General features: G+C 73.4%; 15 protein-coding genes and 1 pseudogene. 6 read left to right on the top strand and 10 right to left on the bottom strand.

The window, feature by feature from the left end:
• Positions 1-79: 79 nt before the first annotated feature.
• A complete protein-coding gene (locus tag OG521_08925) occupies positions 80-1036 on the bottom strand; it encodes a DUF4349 domain-containing protein (protein ID WUW20907.1) in 957 nt (318 codons plus the stop codon).
• A gap of 127 nt (positions 1037-1163) precedes the next feature.
• Between OG521_08925 and hemG the strand changes: the two genes are divergently transcribed.
• Together hemG and OG521_08915 are read left to right on the top strand one after the other, a co-directional pair.
• Positions 1164-2672 carry a protoporphyrinogen oxidase gene (hemG, locus tag OG521_08920; GenBank protein ID WUW20906.1) on the top strand — a complete coding sequence of 503 codons (1509 nt, stop codon included), beginning with the start codon at positions 1164-1166 and terminating at the stop codon, positions 2670-2672.
• A gap of 4 nt (positions 2673-2676) precedes the next feature.
• On the top strand, positions 2677-3411 hold the full coding sequence (locus OG521_08915; GenBank protein ID WUW20905.1) for a chlorite dismutase family protein: 735 nt from the start codon (positions 2677-2679) through the stop codon (positions 3409-3411).
• A 133-nt stretch (positions 3412-3544) separates the two neighbouring features.
• Here OG521_08915 and OG521_08910 read toward each other — a convergent pair whose 3' ends face one another.
• The 5 genes from OG521_08910 to OG521_08890 all read right to left on the bottom strand — a co-directional run bounded on the left by OG521_08910 (position 3545) and on the right by OG521_08890 (position 8574).
• Positions 3545-4360: a TIGR04222 domain-containing membrane protein gene (locus OG521_08910; protein ID WUW20904.1), complete on the bottom strand. Its 816-nt coding sequence runs from the start codon at positions 4358-4360 to the stop codon at positions 3545-3547.
• Between the two features lie 64 nt (positions 4361-4424).
• A complete protein-coding gene (locus OG521_08905) occupies positions 4425-5429 on the bottom strand; it encodes a TIGR04222 domain-containing membrane protein (GenBank protein ID WUW20903.1) in 1005 nt (334 codons plus the stop codon).
• 5 nt (positions 5430-5434) lie between these two features.
• Positions 5435-6748, bottom strand: a complete 1314-nt coding sequence (locus OG521_08900) for a DUF692 domain-containing protein (GenBank protein ID WUW20902.1) — start codon at positions 6746-6748, stop codon at positions 5435-5437.
• A 108-nt stretch (positions 6749-6856) separates the two neighbouring features.
• The gene (locus tag OG521_08895; protein ID WUW20901.1) at positions 6857-7594 is read right to left on the bottom strand and encodes a DUF4142 domain-containing protein; all 738 of its coding nucleotides are present in this window, start codon (positions 7592-7594) and stop codon (positions 6857-6859) included.
• A 233-nt stretch (positions 7595-7827) separates the two neighbouring features.
• Positions 7828-8574 (bottom strand): peptidyl-tRNA hydrolase, encoded by a 747-nt coding sequence (locus OG521_08890; GenBank protein WUW20900.1) that lies wholly within the window; start codon positions 8572-8574, stop codon positions 7828-7830.
• A 71-nt stretch (positions 8575-8645) separates the two neighbouring features.
• Here OG521_08890 and OG521_08885 point away from each other — a divergent pair, with 71 nt between their 5' ends.
• The 4 genes and pseudogenes from OG521_08885 to OG521_08870 all read left to right on the top strand — a co-directional run bounded on the left by OG521_08885 (position 8646) and on the right by OG521_08870 (position 11088).
• Complete coding sequence (locus tag OG521_08885; protein ID WUW20899.1) at positions 8646-9323, top strand: AIM24 family protein; 678 nt, start codon at positions 8646-8648, stop codon at positions 9321-9323.
• 26 nt (positions 9324-9349) lie between these two features.
• Complete coding sequence (locus OG521_08880) at positions 9350-10192, top strand: ATP-binding cassette domain-containing protein (protein WUW20898.1); 843 nt, start codon at positions 9350-9352, stop codon at positions 10190-10192.
• Positions 10189-10861 (top strand): annotated as a pseudogene (locus OG521_08875) (ABC transporter). The gene OG521_08880 and the pseudogene OG521_08875 overlap by 4 nt, the downstream one beginning before the upstream one ends.
• Positions 10862-10875: 14 nt before the next feature.
• Complete coding sequence (locus OG521_08870) at positions 10876-11088, top strand: hypothetical protein (protein WUW20897.1); 213 nt, start codon at positions 10876-10878, stop codon at positions 11086-11088.
• Positions 11089-11095: 7 nt separating this feature from the next.
• Here OG521_08870 and OG521_08865 read toward each other — a convergent pair whose 3' ends face one another.
• From OG521_08865 to OG521_08850, 4 genes are all read right to left on the bottom strand, one after another.
• The gene (locus tag OG521_08865; protein ID WUW26616.1) at positions 11096-11971 is read right to left on the bottom strand and encodes a polysaccharide deacetylase family protein; all 876 of its coding nucleotides are present in this window, start codon (positions 11969-11971) and stop codon (positions 11096-11098) included.
• 97 nt (positions 11972-12068) lie between these two features.
• Positions 12069-12917 (bottom strand): NAD(P)-dependent oxidoreductase, encoded by an 849-nt coding sequence (locus OG521_08860; protein WUW20896.1) that lies wholly within the window; start codon positions 12915-12917, stop codon positions 12069-12071.
• Between the two features lie 9 nt (positions 12918-12926).
• Positions 12927-15149, bottom strand: coding sequence for an FAD-dependent oxidoreductase (locus tag OG521_08855; GenBank protein WUW20895.1), 2223 nt, complete (start codon positions 15147-15149; stop codon positions 12927-12929).
• A gap of 13 nt (positions 15150-15162) precedes the next feature.
• Positions 15163-17457 (bottom strand): hypothetical protein, encoded by a 2295-nt coding sequence (locus OG521_08850; protein WUW20894.1) that lies wholly within the window; start codon positions 17455-17457, stop codon positions 15163-15165.
• Positions 17458-17508 lie beyond the last annotated feature (51 nt).

Raw genomic sequence — 17508 nt, 5'->3', positions numbered from 1 at the left:
GTCCCTTCGACACCCCGTCCGAGGGGCCCACGCTACGGCGCGGCGGAACCCGGGGGCGCCGCGGCGCCCCCGGGAGACCTCACTCGCCGGCCGGCGGCGCCCCCGCCCTCCTGCCCCGGCGGCGCAGCAGCACCCGCCACAGGACCAGCAGCACGGCGGCCACGGCCAGGAACGGGGCCGAGGCGCCCAGCACCATCGCGATCCACCGCAGCGTCGTCACGAAGGCGTCCCAGCCGCCCGACAGGGCGTCCAGGAACCCCGGACCTTCGTCGTCGTCCTCGGCGGCCGTCTCCGGCTCCGTCAGGTCGAGCGTGATCGTGGCCATGCCCGTACGGTCCTTCAGCGAGGCCTGCTGGGCGAGCAGCGACTCCAGGGCCGCCTGACGGCTGCTCAGTTCGCCTTCCAGCGTGACCACGTCGGCGAGCCTGTCGGCCCGGTCCATCAGCTTGCGCACCCGCGCCACGCTGGCGCGCTGGGTGGCGATCCGGCTGTCGGTGTCGACGACCTGGTCCGTGACGTCCTTCGCGGTCGACGTACGGGAGAGGAGCTTCCCCGCCCCCGAGAGCTCCCGCAGCACACGGTCGTACGCGTCCTGGGGCACCCGCAGGACGAGATGCGAGGAGTCGTGCGTCTCGTCGACCTGCTCGGTGCTCTCGTCGGCGACCAGACCGCCCGCGTCCTGCGCGACGGTCCGGGCGCTCGCGGCGGCCCTGGAGGCGCTCTTGACCTGCACGGACAGTGCCGCGGTGCGGATGACGTGCGGCGCGGACGCCGGGTCCGGCTTCTTCGGCTCCGCCGACTTCGCGGGTGCCTGCTTGCCGTCGGCCTCCCCCTCCCCGGCCGCGGAGTCCGCCTTGTCCTGCCGCTTGGCGGAGAGCGCGGGCCGGTCGGAGCTCGCGCCGTCGTCACCGGCCGCGCCGCAGCCGCTCAGCGCGAGGACGGCGGTGAGCAGCCCGGCGGCGAGCGCGGTGCGCGAGCGGCGGGCCGCGGGACCGGCCGTTCGTCTGCCGGTACGGGTCTGGAGTGCTGCCTGCATAACTGTCCCCCCAGGACGGGTGATTGATGGCTCCGATTCGACGTACGAGGGGGTGGGCCGGGTTGCGTGAAACCGGTTTCGAAGCGGTCACGGTCGGGACTCGGAAGAGGTTTGAGAGAGTGGGGGCATGCAGCGTTCAACACAGCGTGCGGACAGGGCCCCGGGGCACGTCGTCGTCATCGGCGGCGGCATCGCCGGACTCGCGGCCGCCCACCGGCTTCTCGGTACCGGCCTGAAGGTCACCCTCCTGGAGGCCACCGCCCGGCTCGGCGGCAAGCTCATGACCGGTGAGGTCGCTGGCGTGCAGGTCGACCTCGGCGCCGAGTCGATGCTCGCCCGGCGCCCGGAAGCGGTCGGCCTGGCCCGCGAGGTCGGCCTCGGCGGGCGCCTCCGGCCGCCGGCCACGGCCACCGCCTCGCTGTGGACCCGCGACGCGCTGCGCCCCATGCCCAAGGGCCATGTGATGGGCGTGCCCGGCGACCCTTCCGTCCTGGGCGACGTGCTCTCGCCCGAGGGCCTCGCCCGGATCGCGCAGGAACGCGACCTCACCCCGACCGCCGTCGGCGACGACGTGGCCGTCGGTGCGTACGTGGCCGACCGGCTGGGCCGCGAGGTCGTCGACCGGCTGGTCGAGCCGCTCCTGGGCGGGGTCTACGCCGGCGACGCCTACCGGATCTCGATGCGCGCCGCCGTACCGCAGCTCTTCGAGCTCGCCCGGCAGTCCGGCTCGCTCCTCGACGGCGTCACCCGCATCCAGGAACAGGCCGCCGCGCGGCAGCAGACCGGACCGGTCTTCCAGGGCATCGAGGGCGGGATCGGCACGCTGCCGGGCGCCGTCGCCGACGCCGTGCGCGCCGGCGGCGGCGAGATCCTCACCGAGACCCCCGTGCTGGGCCTGACCCGTACCGCGGACGGCTGGGACGTACGCACGGACACCCGGGTGATCACCGCCGACGGCATCGTCCTCGCCGCCCCCGCCTGGTCCGCCTCCACGCTGCTCGCCGCCGAGTCCCCGGCCGCCTCAGCCGAACTCGCGGGCGTCGAGTACGCCTCCATGGCCCTGGTCACCATGGCCTTCCGCCGCTCCGACGTGGCCGGGCTCACGTCCTTCGACGGGCGCTCCGGCTTCCTGGTGCCGCCGGTCGACGGACACACCATCAAGGCCGCCACCTTCTCCACCCACAAGTGGCAGTGGGTCTCCGACGCGGCACCCGGCCTCTTCGTCCTGCGGACCTCGGTGGGCCGGTACGGCGAGGAGGACCACCTGCACCGCGAGGACGCCGAACTCGTCGGCGTCTCGCTCGCCGACCTCGCCGCGGCCACCGGACTGACCGCACGGCCCGTCGCCACCGAGGTCACCCGGTGGATCGGCGGACTGCCGCAGTACCCCGTGGGCCACCTCGGCCGCGTCGCCCGGATCCGCGACGAGGTCGCCAAGCTGCCGGCGCTGCGCGTCTGCGGTGCGGTCTACGACGGTGTCGGCATCCCCGCCTGCATCGCGAGCGCCCGGCGCGCCGCCGACGAGATCGCCGCGGACCTCGCGGGGGAGAGCGGCACGGACACCGCCGGTGACGGCGGGGAGATCATCGCCACGGGGACCCTGGTTCAGGGCACACGGAGCGAGGCGGGACAATAGCCGTATGAGTGCTCCTGAGACTGAGACATCAAGCAAGGTCCCCAACGCCGGCAAGAAGGCGAAGGACCTCAACGACGTGGTCCGCTACACGCTGTGGTCCGTCTTCAAGCTGCGCGACGTGCTGCCCTCGGACACGGACCGCGCCGCGTACTCCGGTGAGGTCCAGGAGCTGTTCGACCAGCTCGCCGCCAAGGACGTCACCGTGCGCGGCACGTACGACGTGTCCGGGCTGCGCGCCGACGCCGACGTCATGGTCTGGTGGCACGCCGAGACGGCGGAGGCGCTGCAGGAGGCGTACAACCTCTTCCGGCGCACCCGGCTGGGCAGGAGCCTCACCCCGGTCTGGTCGAACATGGCGCTGCACCGCCCGGCCGAGTTCAACAAGTCGCACGTCCCGGCGTTCCTCGCCGACGAGTCGCCGCGCGACTTCATCAGCGTGTACCCCTTCGTGCGCTCGTACGACTGGTACCTGCTGCCGGACGAGGACCGCCGCCGCATGCTCGCGGACCACGGCAAGATGGCCCGGGGCTACCCCGACGTGCGCGCCAACACGGTCGCCTCGTTCTCGCTCGGCGACTACGAGTGGGTGCTGGCCTTCGAGGCCGACGAGCTGTACCGCATCGTCGACCTGATGCGTCACCTGCGGGCCTCCGAGGCGCGGATGCACGTCCGCGAGGAGGTCCCCTTCTTCACCGGCCGGCGCAAGTCGGTCGCGGACCTGGTGGCCGGGCTCGCGTAGCGAGCGGGTTCCGACCACCCCAACCCGGAAGATCAGACGGCGGACCCAGCGGCATCCGTGCCGCCCGCCGTTCCAGCGACACCGGGTTCGGCCCCCGGTGCGGCGCGCTTCCAGCGCGCCGCACCGGTGTCATTCACGGGAAGATCCGCGCGGTCCCGCCGCGGCCGGTGAGCGCGGCCCGCAGCGCCGGATCGGCCACCGCGCCCACGCCCCGCACGGCGAACGCCACCAGCGCGTCGCGCTCCTGTCCGCCCGCCGACGCCGTACGCGCCTCCAGCAGCCGCTGTCCGGCGGGGGAGGCCCAGGAACTGTACGGGCGCACTTCCATCCGGGCGATGGCCAGACAGCCCAGGGTCAGCACGAGCGGGAGCCCGAACCAGACCAGCACCGGCACCGCCGAGCCGCCCGGAGTCTGCTCCCGGCCGGGGGTCAGCACTGCGGCGGCGCCCAGCGCGACCACGAGCAACGCCGCCCCGCGCACCGCCCGCAGCGCGGCCCCGATGTCCGACCCGGCCCCGCCGGGCAGCGCCAGGCCCGCCGCGACGAGCCGGTCGGCCAGGGCGCGTACGGCATCGGCCGCGGCCGCCGCCGACCGGACCGGCGCGATCGGTGACTGGCCCCGCGGACCTATGGCACGGATCACCGTGCGCTCCACCTCGTCCCGGCCGTCGGGGTCGACGACCGTCGCCCAGCCGGTGTGCGCGAGCAGCAGCCGCCGGCGCAGATGCATGGTGACCAGGGCCAGATCGGCGACCCGGTGCGGGCCGCCGGCCAGGAACGCCGTCTCGTACAGGGTGAGTTCGGGGCCGTCCGCCGGACGCGGACCCTCCCCGGCCTCCCGGGACGAGCCGTCGGGCGGCGGGGCCAGGCGCGCGGCCACCAGGCAGAGCCTGGTGCATGAGATGGCTGCCGCACCCCATGCGACCAGCAGAAACAGAACCCAGAGCATGCCGGATTTCTATGCGAGACGGATCCGGAGCACCAGGGGATTTCATCATGCGGACGACGACGGCTCAGGAACTGCTGCCGCAACTGGACCCGGAACTGCCGCCGCAGCTCGATCCGGAGCTGCAACTGGACCCGGAGCTGCAACTGGATCCCGAGCTGCAACTGGACCCCGAGCCGGAACCGCAGCTCGACCCCGAGCCGCCGCAGCCGCCCCCGCCGCCGGTTCCGGCGGAGCCGCCGCAGCCGCCGCCCGGGCTCGATCCGGCACACCACACCGTCGGCACGAGCAGCATCCCCGAGGAGTCCGAGGTGTGGTGCGAGGGCGGGTACGCCCCCGTGGGCCGCGTCCGGGCCGCCGCGATCAGATGCGTGCGCAACGCGGGGTCGGGGAGTGCCCGGAGCCCGGCCGTCGCCACCAGATGGGCCGCGTCCGTCCGGTACGCGTGGGCGAAGCGGTACTCCGCGGCGGCCCTGCGGCCGGCCTTGGTGATCCGGGAGCGGGCGCCGGACGCGCGGATCAGCCCGATGAGGGTGCCGGCGACCAGGGCGGGGAACACCAGGAGGAAGAACGGGACGCCCTCCCCGGAGAACCGGGCGAGGGTCAGCACGAAGGCGACCGGGAAGCCCAGCAGGCAGACGAGTCCCTGCACCCGGCCCCACACGTGCCACTTCAGGTTCTCCCCTGGCGGATTCAGCAGTCCGCGCCCGGCCAGGCCGTCACCGAGTTCCTGCACGGCGGGATGACGCATCACCGCGGTCCGCAGGACGGGCAGCGCGCCGCTGGGGGCCGCGGCCAGCTCCTGGAGCACGGCCCGCTCCACCGGGTCGTGGGCGACGGGGCGCTGGACCGCGACGATCCCGGGCCCGCCGACCACCAGCCTGCCGTCCTCCTGCATCGCGGCGAGCGCGGTGTCCACCACCCGGCCGGGCCCGCCGTTCAGGAAAGCCACCTCGGACAGGTCGTGGGCGGGGCCGCCGGGGCCGCTGCGGGCGGTCCGGGCCGTCCCCACGATCAGGAGGGTCGAGGAGACCACCACGGCGAGATTCAGGACCAGGGCCAGTGTGTTCATCCCGGTCACCTTCCTACGAGTACGGAACGGGCCGCCCGGGCCAGCCGGGTGACGCGGCGGGGCGGCCTCGGGGCCGCCCGGTCCTGCCACCAGTGGGTCAGCCGGCGGCGGGCCGCGGCGTCCCCGGGGTGGCCGGTGAGGAGCAGGTGCTCGGCGAAGTCCAGGGCGTCGCGCCGGTACCCGGCGGACATCGGACGGGCTCCGGCGTACGCGAGGAACGCGTCCCGGTAGCCGCGCCCCAGGATCTCCGGGAGCTCGGGGGCCACCTTGGCGACGACATCGGCGCGCTTGGCGGCCAGCGCCCGGCTCTGGACCCGGAGCCGGCGGCGGTCGAAGCCCTCCGGGGCGGGCGTGCCCGCGACGAGGGCGGACAGCAGCGAGGTCTGCGCGACCGCGACCCGGTCACGCAGGGCCTCCGACGCAGGGTCCGGGGCCGGGTCCGCGTCCGCCGATGTCTCCGGGGCGCCGGAGGCCGGCCGTCGCACGCGGTCCCCGTCCCCGTCCCCGTCGAGCGTCGCCCGGATCGTGTCCAGCTCACCGGCCAGCTCGGCCGCCGGCGGGAAGTCGTCGTCGCGCTCCAGCAGGACGCCCGGCGGGGAGACCCGGGAGCGGAGCTCGGCAAGGATGTCGAGGACCGGTGCCGTGACCGGGTGGGCGTGGGTGTCGTGCCAGACCCCGTCCTTCTCGACGCCGCCCGCCACGTGCACGTACGCGATGGCCTCCACCGGCAGTTCGTCCAGGGCCCTGACCGGGTCCTCGCCCCGGTTGACGTGGTTCGTGTGCAGGTTCGCCACGTCGATGAGCAGCCGCACCCCCGTGCGCTCGACGAGCTCCGCCAGGAACTGCCCCTCGGTCAGCTCCTCGTCGGGCCAGGAGAACAGCGCCGCGATGTTCTCCAGCGCCAGCGGCACCGGCAGCGAGTCCTGCGCGATCCGGACGTTCTCGCACAGCACGTCCAGCGCCGCCCGGGTCCGCGGCACCGGCAGCAGGTGCCCGGCCTCCAGGACCGCGGAACCGGTGCGCGCACCGCCGGCCCGGACGAAGGCGATGTGCTCGGTCACCAGGGGCGCGTCCAGCAGGGCCGCCCGGGCCGCGAGAGCGGCGAGCCGGTCCGGGTCGGGGCGCTCGGCCCCGCCGAGGCCGAGCGAGACCCCGTGCGGCACCACGGTGACCCCGCGCTCCCTCAGCCGTACCAGCGACGCGGGCAGATGGTCGTCGCAGAGGTTCTCCGCGACCGCCTCCACCCAGTCGATCCCCGGCAGCGCCTCCACCGCGTCCGCGATCTCCGGCCGCCAGCCGATCCCGATTCCCAGCTTCATGGTGTCCCCCTCCTCCGCTCCGTGCAGGGGTCATGGCCCCGCCGCGCGGCGGTGAATCCGAAGAGGGGGACGTTCAGAGGTCGATTTGAGGTTCCGGATGTCCGCCGGTCAGGGCATCGGCGCCGTGGAGGGCCGCGAGGTGAAGGACTGGTCCCCGGTCGGCGCGGCCGGAACCGGCTGCGGCAGCACGGAGCCGTCCGGCGCCGTCGGCGGACCCGTCGGACTGGCGGTGGCCGCCCCGGCCGCCTCCCGGGCGATGGCGTCGAAGTCCACGAAACTCGTGCTCTCCAGCATGGTGATGTGGTCGAGCACGGTCTGGTTGGCGTCCGTGGCCAGCTGCCGGATCAGTGTGTTGCGGGTGGTGTGCCGGACCTGGGCGATCAGTGCGAAGACCTTGCCGTGCGCGTTGCGCAGCAGATTGGCGAACTTCCGCTCGTACTCCTCGCCGCTCGCCGCGGTCAGCTCCCGCAGCCAGCCCTGCTGCTGCTCGTTCGGCTGGTTCGGCAGCTCCACACCCAGCTTGGCGGCGACGGCCCGGGCCCGGCGGTCGAGATCGGTGTGCCCGACGACCAGATGGTCCCCGGTGGCCTTGATCGCCTCGGTCGGTGCCCGCTCGATGGCCTGCTGGCCGGCGGGCAGCTCCCAGAGTCCGGCCAGCCGCACCTTCACCAGGAAGTCCCGGTCGGTCGCGGAGAGCGGACCCCACTGGGTGGCGGTGGTCGACGCGTCGAGGTTCGCCTGACCGGTGCCGGAGCGGTCGGCGTACGACCAGACCGGGTAGGCGAGTGCGCCGAGCGTGGCGACGAGCGCAGCGATGATGAGGGCCGTTCCGTTGATGCGTCGCACAGAGGTCTCTCCCGGGCCGAGGCGTGACGGCGTCCAAGCAACCGCCGGTCGGAGCGGCCGGGGACTGACCGGCCGTGCGACCTACCGGGCAGTATTGCCAGTGCGGCGGCGTCAGGGGATACGTATCGGCGCACCGGACCGTTCAGCGGACCGGACCGAAACCTGTGTACGGGTGGGACGGCTGAGCACCTGTGTGCGGGTGGGACGGCTCGGCACCGGACGGGTGGGACGGCTCAGCGGCGCAGCGCCGGGTGGTCGGCGACCACCGTGCACGAGCCCGGCGCGATCTCGGTGAACCCGGCGTCCCGCACCACGGGCAGCCCGCCCACCGTGAGTTCCCGCCAGCGGGCCGCGTCCGGGGTGGCGACCGAGAGCGGGAAGCCCGCCTCGCGCCACGCCTTGCGCTCCGTCTCCGACAGCTCCCACCAGGCGAGCTGGGCGCCGTGCCCGGCCTGGGCCATCTCCTTGCCGGCGGACATGCCGAGCTCCGGGTTCAGCCAGAGGACCGGGCCGGTGAGGTCGGGGGCGGCCGGGGGCTCGGGGTCGTCCAGGTCCGTCCCGGAGACCTGGAGCTTCGCCAGCTCCTTGGGCCAGCCGTCGAGCGGCACCGGCGGGTAGACCCGCACCTCGGCCTCCTCGCCCGTGACCGTGATCCCGGGCAGCGCGCAGGCCTTGCGCCACTCCGCGCCGCGAGCCCGCCGCACCACCTTGCGGATCCGGGCGTCCTGCCAGTCCCGCATCACCTGCGCCCACTCGCCCTCGCCCACCGACCGCTCGTCGGACAGCATCACCAGCACCGCCCGGGCTGCCGTGCGCAGCGCGTCGGTACGGGTCGGGGGCGCCGTCTTCTCGATGTGCACCACCAACGGGAGGACGTACTGAGGTGCTTCGTCCCGTTTCGTCCGCTCGGAACGGAAGGGGCTGTCCGCCGGAAGGGCGGCGGGAACGGACGGGGACTCGGGGATGTCGTTGCTGCTCACCCGTCCAGTCTGCCAGCCGCCCCGGCTCACCTTCTTGGCGGAATGAAACCCTCCGGGTGAGGATGCACCGCATGAAGAGCGATCTCTTTTCCAGCGAGCACATGGCACAGCAGGCGACGGCCCCCGGCATGACCCTGCAGAACGCCAAATCCATCAAGTACGCGGTCAACGGCGAGATGCACGCCAGGCAGGGATCGATGGTCGCCTTCCGCGGTGATCTCCAGTTCGAGCGCAAGGGGCAGGGCCTCGGCGGCATGCTCAAGCGCGCCGTGACCGGTGAGGGGCTGCCGCTGATGGCGGTGCGCGGTCAGGGCGAGGCCTGGTTCGCGCACGAGGCGGCCAACTGTTTCATCGTGGAGATGGAGCAGGGCGACGTCCTCACCATCAACGGCCGCAACGTCCTGTGTTTCGACGCCACGCTCGCCTACGAGATCAAGACCGTGAAGGGCGCGGGCATGACCGGCGGCGGCCTCTTCAACAGCGTTTTCACCGGCTACGGCAAGCTCGGCCTGATGTGCGAGGGACACCCCATAGTGATCCCCGTCACCCCGCAGCAGCCGGTCTGTGTCGACACGGACGCGGTCGTCGGCTGGAGCGCCCACCTGAACACGTCGCTGCACCGCTCGCAGAGCGTCGGCTCGATGCTGCGCGGCGGCTCGGGGGAGGCGGTGCAGCTGCGTCTGGACGGCGAGGGGTTCGTGATCGTCCGTCCCAGCGAGCTCAAGACCGAGAAGGCGTCGTCCAACTGAGCACCGAGATCCTGCGGTTGCGCGGGGTGGGACGGCGGTACGGCCTCGCCGGGCCCTGGGTGCTGCGCGGGGTGGACCTCGGTCTGCCCGCGCGCACCCTCGTCCGCGTCGAAGGCGCCAACGGCACCGGCAAGTCCACCCTGTTGCGCCTCCTCGCCGGGACCGACGCCCCCACCGAGGGCCGGATCACCGGCAGCCGGCCGCGCACGGCGTACGTCCCCGAGCGGTTCCCGGCGGCCCTGCCCTTCACGGCCGCCGGCTATCTCGTCCACCTCGGCCGGATCCACGGGCTGCGCCGGGCCGAGGCGGCCGCGCGGGCGGACGAGTGGCTGACCCGCTTCGGGGCCGCCGGGCACGCCCGTACTCCGCTGGCGGAACTCTCCAAGGGCACCAGCCAGAAGGTCGCCGTCGCCCAGGCGCTCCTGGCCGCACCGGAGTTGCTGGTACTGGACGAGGCCTGGACCGGCCTGGACACCGCGGCCCGGGACGAACTGGACCGGGCCGTCGCCGCCCGGGTCGCCGCCGGATCCACCGTCGTCTTCGTCGACCACGACCCGCGCCGGCTCGCGGGCGCCGCCGGCTCCGTCCTGAGCGTCGAGGCGACCGGAGTCGTCGCGGCGTCCCTCGCCCCGTCCGGGACCGCGACCGGGCCCAGGGTGCGGATCGAGGTGTCCGGCCCGCCCGGCGCCCCGCTCCCCGACGCCCTGCCCGGCGCCCCCGTGTGCGGCGCCGCCGAGGACGGAACTCTGCGGCTCACCGTCGCGGCCGCCCACTCCGACGCTTTGCTGAGCGCCCTGCTCACGGCCCGCCCGCCCTGGCACATCACCCGGCTGACGGCGCTGTCCCGCACCCCCGACGAGACGCCATGACCGCCCTGATCCGCTATCAGACCGCCCTGCTGCTGCGCTCCCAGCGCTGGCTCGCGCCCGTCCTGCTGTACGTGGCCTTCCTCGGCGTCGGCGTGCGCTACGGGACAGCCCGTCCTGGACTCGCTCGGCTACGCCGCGGCCGGGCTGCTGCCCGTCACCGCCTGGCTCGTACAGGTCTGCGCCACCCAGGAGCCGCCCGCCGCCCGGACGGTCGTCGCCGCGGCGGCGGGCGGCCGGCCTCGGGCCCATCTGGCGGCCCTGCTCACGGCGCTGGGGTGCGCCGGGCTGCTGGGCGCTGCCGCCACCGCCGTCGTCCTGCTGATCAGCGAGCCGGCCAGCACCGGTCACACCGTCCGCGTTCCTCTGCCGTCCGCCGGGCTCGCCGGGCTGCTCGCCACCGCCTGCTGCGTCCTGCTCGGGGCGGCGGTGGGGGCGCTGTGCACCCGGCCGCTGCTGCACCGGCGCCGCTGGTCCATCGCGGCGACCGTGCTCGGGGCCCTGCTGGCCCTGGTGACCACCGGCTCGCCCGCGAAGTACGCGGTGACGGACCTGGTCACCGGCTCCCTGACCGGCACGGTCCATGTGCCGCTCCTCCCGCTGCTCGGTGCGGCGGCCGTGGCGACGGCGGCCGGCGCAGTCGCCTGCGGACTCACCGCGGTACGGGCCTGAGTAGGCTCGTACCCATGGATGAGCGCACGGACGAGGGCGGCGACGCGCCCGGGAGCGAGACCTGTTGCGAGACACCGGCCGCGTCCCCGGACCGGGCCGCCGGGCCCCCGTACGCCGAGTGCGTCCTGTGCCGGAAGCCGACCGAGTACGCGGAGTCGGTCAAGGGCATCACGCTCTGCCCGGTCTGCGAGTGGCAGGAGGCCCAGCGCACGGCCTGTTCGGGCTGAGCGGCGGTCAGGTCCGCCCGGGCCGGCCGGCCATCAGCTGCGACACCCGCACGAAGCGGTATCCGCGCTTGCGCAGCTCCGGGACCACCTGGCGCACCGCCTCACCGGTGACCGGTGCGGCGCTGCGGGTGCAGTGCATGACGACCAGCGACCCGGGCTTCACCCCGTCCAGCACCTGCTGCGCCACCGCGTCCGCGTCCGTCGCGAACGCGTCCCCGCTGACGACGTCCCACTGCACGGCCGTCACCTTCTCCGGCGCGATCGCGCGCAGGGCGGCCTTGTCGTAGCAGCCGCCGGGGAAGCGGAAGTACGGCACCACATGGCGGGCGCCGGCTTTCCGGATCGCGTCGAACGCCCGCTCCACCTCGCCGCGCATCGCGTCCTCCTCCACGGCCGGCAGCCCGTAGCAGGGCGAGGTGAAGGCGTAGTGGCTGTAGGAGTGGCTGGCGATCTCGAAGAGCGGGTCCGTGCCGATGGAACGGGCCTGCCCGGGGTACTCCTCGGCCCACCGGCCGGTCATGAACACCGTCGCCGGCACCTTCAGCCGGCGCAGCAGGGCGATCAGTTCCGGATTGTCGAAGTGCTCGCCCGCGGCCGCGCGCGGTCCCTCGTCCGCCGTCATGTCGGCGTCGAAGGTGAGGGCCACGACCTTGTCCGTGCGGCTCGGCCCGCGCTCCAGGACGGGGGTCAGGCCGCCGGGCCCGGGCGCCAGGACCGGCGGCTTCCCGGCGGCCGGTGAGGCGGTGGCCGAAGGGGAGGCGGCCGACGGGGAGTGGGCCGGGGCGTGCGCGGCGGCCGGGGCGTGGCCGGGAGAGTCCCCCGAACTCCCGCAGCCGACGAGGGCAGCTCCGAGCACCGCCCCCAGAACGGTCATCGCCGTCAGTTTCCGTACAGAGTTGGTCACTCGCGGAAACTAACCGATCATTCGGCGGCGTCGTGCCCACGGCACTCCTGTGCCGGGAAGCGGCCCCCGGATTCACTCACTCGTCGAGCAGATGCTCCGCCGTGAAACCGAACAGCCGCTCGGCCGCCGTGGTGTCCACCGGCGCGGCGCGTCCGGGCAGCGGAAGCAGCAGCGGCGTCGCCGGGTGGTAGCGGCGCAGCAGTTCCTCCGTCGGGAACGGGACGAGGGTCTCGGGCGCGCACACATGGACGGAGTGCGCGCCCGGGCCCGGCACGCCGAGAGCCAGCAGGGCGGCCCGCGCCGCGTCCCGCACCTCCAGATACGTCCACAGGTCCCGGGCCCCCGCCGCCGGCTCCGCGGTGAGCCGCGCCGCGTGCGCCCGCAGCCGTTCGTCGAATCCGCCGACGAACGGATAGCGCAGACAGACCACGCTCATCCCGTGCCGCCGCGCCATCGCCGCGGCCGTCAGCTCGTCGACCTGTTTGGACAGCCCGTACGGGTCGGCCACCTGCGAAGGCATCGCCTCGTCGACCGGCACGTAGGCGGGGTGCGGAGACGGATCCGCCGTCCACGGCAGACCCGTGATCCCCCAGGAACTGGCGACCGCGGCCTGTCGCACCCCGGCCAGCCCCGCCTCCTCCAGGACCGTGAACGTGGCCAGGGTGTTCACCGCGAAGAGCTCCTGCGCGGGGGTGCGCTCCGGCGTGGGGATCGCCGCCAGATGGATCACCCCGTCGGCGCCGGCCAGCGCCGCCCGGACCGCCGTCGCGTCGGCGGCGTCCCCGGCGACGACCAGCCGGGCCGGCAGATCGCCCGGATCCTCCAGGACGAGGGCGTTCGCCTCGACGGACCGTTCGGCGAGCAGCGCGAGGACCGCCCGGCCGATCCGTCCCGCCGCCCCCGTGACCAGGACTCGTGTGACCACCTGCTGCTCCTATGCGTAGGCGCGCACCGCGACGACGTGCGCCGACGCGGCCCCGTTGGTTGCCTCGACGACGATTCTCAACGCTGCCGTGGTGACCGGCCCGTCCAGGGTGTGCACCTGTCGCCGGCGCCGGTTGTCCGACGTACGCGCGACGACGTTCCAGCTGCCGTCCGGCTCGCGCGCCTCGACCCGGTAGTCGCGCAGGAGGGTGGGGAGCGTGTCGAACGGGGTCCGGTGGTGGTGCAGATTGATCAGGTCCTCGTTGACGTCGTCGTCGGCGAGCACGTCGATCCGCGACAGCGTGACCGGCCGGGGCCAGGACAGCTCCAGCCACTCCTCCCCGTCCTCCCGCAGCGGCTCCGAGACCCACATGTGCGGTCCCGCGTACGGGCGGGCGTACCCGTCCACGGCCTTGGCCGGGGCGTACGCCGAGGTCGCTCCCGTGCGCAGGCAGAACGTGCGGCGCTGGAGTCCCGCGTCGGTCCACTCCCGAAGGGGCTGCGGAGACTCGTCCTGCGGTCGCAGCGGCACCCGGGTGAGGGCCAGGACTCCCGGGGCCGGTTCGGCGGCGCTGTACAGGGCGAGATCCTCGTTGGCCCGTACGACGACGAACGCGTTGCGGGAGGTCTCCGGCGACCAGCGCAGCCCGGTGCGCACCCACTGCTTCGGCCCGGCGGCGACCGGGACGGTGACGGAGGTGACGAGGCGGCGCGGGACGTAGTTCTGTCCCAGCTCCGGGTCGTACAGCTCGACCACGAGGTCCGTGTCCCGGCCGGCGTCGACGAGCAGCTCCAGCGCGGTCAGCTCCGGGTCGACGGGCAGTACGAGACCCGCGTCGGCGGTCAGCGGCCAGCGTTCCCCGGGCGTCGGCGCGTCCGGCCCGGCCAGGGCCGACGAGGCCGTGGCCACGGCGGTCAGCGCCAGGTCGTCCGGGTCCGTGGAGCCCAGGCCGATCACCGAGGCGTCCTCGTGCAGCAGCGTCCGCTGCAACGCGGCGGCGGCGAGCTCACGCGGCGCGAGACCGCCCTCGGCGCACAGCGCGGCTGCCGTGCCCGCGGCCTGGCCGATGGTGGCGCAGGTCGCCATGACCCGGGTCGAGCCGAAGGCGACATGACTGGCGGAGATGTTGCGCCCGGCGAACAGCAGATTCGTCGTGTTCACCGAGTAGAGACTGCGGTACGGAATGTGGTAAATGCCGTCCGCGTACCGCTGCCTGGCCCCGTCCTCGGTGGCGTACACCCCCTTCGGCGGGTGCAGGTCGATGGACCAGCCGCCGAACGCCACCCGGTCGGCGAACTCGCTCTGGCCGAGGATGTCGCCCTGGTGGAGGACGTAGTCGCCGAGGAAGCGCCGGTACTCGCGCTTGCCGGGCACCGAACCCACCCACTCCAGCGTCATGTTCGCGGAGTCGAACTCGCCGGAGTTCTTGATGTGGTCCCAGATGCCGTGGATGACCGCCCACAGCTCGTCGCGGATGCGCTCGTTGTCGTGCACCGTGTCGAGCTCGCCGCCGAACTCGATCCACCAGTAGGCGCAGCCGTTGTCACCGGACTTGATGATGCGGCGCTGCGGGATGGTGGTCTCGGCGATGTTCCGGGCGAAGTCCGGCGCGACGAACTTGACGGGGTGCCCGGCGTCCTTGGTGTAGAAGAGCAGCGTCGAGCCGAGCGTGAGGGCGTCGGCCGTCTCCGGGGCCCACGGCTCGTCGTACTCGGCCCGGGACTCCCGCCCGATGCGGTGCCGGGCGCCGGCGAGGTGCCCGATGAGCCCGTCTCCCGAGCAGTCCAGGAACACGTCGCTCTCGAAGCGGATCCGCCGCTCGGACCCCATCATCCAGCCGGTGACGGCGGTGATGCGCCGGGCGTCCTCGGGGCCCCCGGCGTCCACCTCGCGCACATCGGTGTTGAGGTAGAGCGTGATGCCCGGTTCGGCGCGGACCGCGTCCAGCACCACGGCGTCCCAGTAGTACGGGTTGCCTTCGGGGTTGCGGAACTGGTTCTCGACGAACAGTTCGCCCATGATGCCGCCCTCGCGGGCGTAGTGGTTCCTCCCGTGCCCGGTCGCGCCGCACACCCAGACGCGGACCTCGCTGCTCGAATTCCCGCCGAGGACGGGCCTGTTGTTGATCAGGGCGACGGTGCGGCCGAGCCGGGCGGCGGCGATGGCCGCACTCACCCCGGCCAGGCCGCCACCGACGACGGTGATGTCGTGACGTGCGGTTTCGTTCCTCATGGCCCGCGGGCTCCTACTTCCAGTCGGGGTTGGCGGCGAGTCCGTAGAAGATGCGCGGGCCGCCGTCGAGCGTGAGGGTGACCTTGCCGCCGGCGGCGGTGAGCGTGCTCTCCTGCCCGATGCAGTTCAGTACGGTCACGGTGCCCGCGACCGCGCCGGAGTGGGCGACGACCTCGGTCTTCGTCGTCCAGGTCTCGGTCCAGGGCTCGGGTGACGCGTACCAGGCGTCGTCGCCGTGGTCGGCGTTGAGGACGTAGCCGTCCTTGCGGCTCCACAGGAACGACACCGGGCCGCGGTCCGGCGTGGTGAAGAGGAGGCCCTTGACGTCGGGGTCCGCGAAGACGAGCGGGCGGACGTAGGTGGCCCGGTCCAGGACGCGGGCGGCGGTCGCGTACGCGAGCAGCGAGGGCTTGGCACTGGTATCGCGGTTCATCAGGCCGGTGTGGTACTCGACGTTGGTGGGGTCGGCCGACTGCGGGTGGCTGATGACGGAGTCGTGCAGCTGGTACCAGTTGACGCCGCGCACCCCTTCGGACTTGGCCAGTGCGAGCGAGAGCAGCACGTTCTCGGCGGCGTGCCGGTAGGTGTCGTGCCACCAGGAGTTGGGCTTCGTGGGCGCGTACGCCTCGCTGAGCCACAGCTCCTTGTTCCCGCCGTACGTGTCGACGATCTCCCTGGCCTTGCGCACCGCCCCGAGGAAGTTCCAGTACGAACCGGTCGACCCCAGCGTCCACTCCTCCACCGGCGGGGCGTAGTCGGCGGTGAAGTTGCCGCGGCCCGGGTGGATGGCGAAGGCGTCGATGAGGTCCCAGCCGCCGGCTGCGTGGAAGTTCGTGGTCCAGACGTGGTCCATGCCGCCGAGGCCGGCGTTCATGACCTTCATCGTCGAACCGGCGGCGGTCAGCCGGTCGGTGACCTGGCGAAGACCGTCCCTGACGTACACATCGGCGCCCCGGCCCGACATCCAGGGCGTGTTGACCTCGTTGGCGACCTCGAAGTACGGGGCCTTCGAGTCGATCGCCTTGGCGACGTTGGTGTCGGCCCAGGCCGCGATCTGCTCGGCGGTGCCGCCGAGGGGGATGGAGCTGAGCTCGACGTTGTGCCCGATGCCGTGGGCGTCGAGGGTCGCGATGTCGATGCCGGGCGCACCGGCGTAGGCGTTGCGGACGCGCTTGATGCCCAGCGTCTTCATCAGCCCGAGGACCGCGTCCTGGCTCGGCTTCAGCAGCCAGGGGTAGTTGGCGATGCCGAACATCGACTCGTCGCCCGCCTGGTAGGCGAAGTCCGGCAGGACGGTGAGGTTGGTGCGGGCGAACGCCGTGTCGCTGCCCGCCACGGCCTCCACCTCCGTGAAGACGATGCCCTGCGACGGGGAGGTGACCGTGAAGGCGGCGTCCCACGCCGTCCCGGCGGCCACCGTACGGGAGACCGTGCCGCCGGCGATCCGGGTGCCGGCGAAGTCGCGCGCCCACCAGTTGAGGGTCACCGCCCGGTCGGCGGCCGCCCCGTTGACCACCTGCGCCTTGAGCGTCATGGTCTGCCCGGCGGCCTTGTACAGGTTGAACGGCTGGTCGGTCCAGACCTCGATGCCCAGGGGCCGGCGCTTCGCGAGGGCCCCCGCACCGCGCGGCCGCATGGTGCCGAGCACGATGTCGGCCTCGGTGACGGCGGTGGTCGTGCCGGTCGGGGTGCCGGGGGCGTGCACCCAGGTGGCGTTGGTGTAGGAGGGGGTGGTGGCGGACAGGCAGACGAAGGCGGTGGCGTCCGGCCAGGTGTCGGTGTAGACGGCGCCCGCGTTGACCTCGTACGGGATGCCGCCCCGGGGGTCCTTCTCCCAGGTGGTCAGTGCTTCGTACGACTCCGTCGCGCCGGTGCCCTGGGCGGCGCGGGCGAACAGGAAGCCGGTCGGTGTCAGCGTGGTGGAGCCGCCGACCTCCCACTTCAGGTGCGCCTTGTGCGCGGTGACGTCGAAGGTGCCGGTCACGGTGATGCCGGGGGCGCCGCCGCCCAGGACGTACGTGATCCGCAGGGCGGGGCGCCCGTCGGGCAGCGTGATCCGCGCCGGGGTGCCGCCGAAGGTGCGCTGCTGGCCCAGCACACTGTCCTTGATCATGAAATGGGTGAGCAGCAGGCGGTCGGTGCCGGCGGCGTCCTGGAGCAGCACACTCCCGTCGCTCCGGCCGACGAGCGTGATGCCCTCGGCGGTGAGGGTGACGGGGTCCGCGGCGTACGCGGCCCCCGCCGGGATGAGGGCCGTGCCCGCGGCGACGGCTGTGCCCTGGAGGAATCTGCGGCGTGCGACTGACATGGCAGTGCCTTTCTCTTGTCCCGAAGAGGAAGTGCAGTGAGAGGGCGGGCT

Source organism: Streptomyces sp. NBC_01463, from assembly GCA_036227345.1.
Classification (GTDB): domain Bacteria; phylum Actinomycetota; class Actinomycetes; order Streptomycetales; family Streptomycetaceae; genus Streptomyces.
This window is presented reverse-complemented; position numbering and strand designations above follow the sequence as displayed.

Bases quoted from the DNA above. Each gene is read 5' to 3' on its own strand.
- hemG (WUW20906.1), top strand. From the start codon at position 1,164: ATGCAGCGTTCAACACAGCGTGCGGACAGGGCCCCGGGGCACGTCGTC.
- OG521_08850 (WUW20894.1), bottom strand. From the start codon at position 17,457: ATGTCAGTCGCACGCCGCAGATTCCTCCAGGGCACAGCCGTCGCCGCG.
- OG521_08885 (WUW20899.1), top strand. From the start codon at position 8,646: ATGAAGAGCGATCTCTTTTCCAGCGAGCACATGGCACAGCAGGCGACG.
- OG521_08925 (WUW20907.1), bottom strand. From the start codon at position 1,036: ATGCAGGCAGCACTCCAGACCCGTACCGGCAGACGAACGGCCGGTCCC.
- OG521_08855 (WUW20895.1), bottom strand. From the start codon at position 15,149: ATGAGGAACGAAACCGCACGTCACGACATCACCGTCGTCGGTGGCGGC.
- OG521_08900 (WUW20902.1), bottom strand. From the start codon at position 6,748: ATGAAGCTGGGAATCGGGATCGGCTGGCGGCCGGAGATCGCGGACGCG.
- OG521_08915 (WUW20905.1), top strand. From the start codon at position 2,677: ATGAGTGCTCCTGAGACTGAGACATCAAGCAAGGTCCCCAACGCCGGC.
- OG521_08870 (WUW20897.1), top strand. From the start codon at position 10,876: ATGGATGAGCGCACGGACGAGGGCGGCGACGCGCCCGGGAGCGAGACC.
- OG521_08905 (WUW20903.1), bottom strand. From the start codon at position 5,429: ATGAACACACTGGCCCTGGTCCTGAATCTCGCCGTGGTGGTCTCCTCG.
- OG521_08910 (WUW20904.1), bottom strand. From the start codon at position 4,360: ATGCTCTGGGTTCTGTTTCTGCTGGTCGCATGGGGTGCGGCAGCCATC.